This window comes from Pseudoalteromonas sp. MER144-MNA-CIBAN-0113 (genome assembly GCF_040308965.1).
GTDB classification, from domain to species: Bacteria; Pseudomonadota; Gammaproteobacteria; order Enterobacterales; family Alteromonadaceae; genus Pseudoalteromonas; species Pseudoalteromonas tetraodonis.
On sequence record NZ_JBEOOG010000624.1, the window covers coordinates 1 to 232 of the forward strand.

Here is a 232-nt window from a genome sequence, read left to right on the forward strand (position 1 = left end):
TTTACCTGACTCGTTTAAATTATCATAGTAGTCTGTTTCATATTGAGCTGGTGAAATATACCCAATTGAAGATAATAAGCGTTGATTATTAAACCAATTGACCCACTCTAACGTTGCGTATTCAACAGCATCAACATTCTTCCACGGGCCATTTCTGCGAATAATCTCTGTTTTAAATAATCCATTTATTGTTTCAGCCAATGCATTGTCATAAGAGTCACCCACACTGCCT

Annotated in this window: 1 protein-coding gene; it reads right to left on the reverse strand. The window is 36.2% G+C overall.

All coding sequences use genetic code 11. From position 1 onward, the window contains the following. A partial coding sequence (locus tag AAEY57_RS21215) for an integrase core domain-containing protein (protein WP_350608809.1) occupies positions 1–232 on the reverse strand: 232 nt, incomplete at both ends.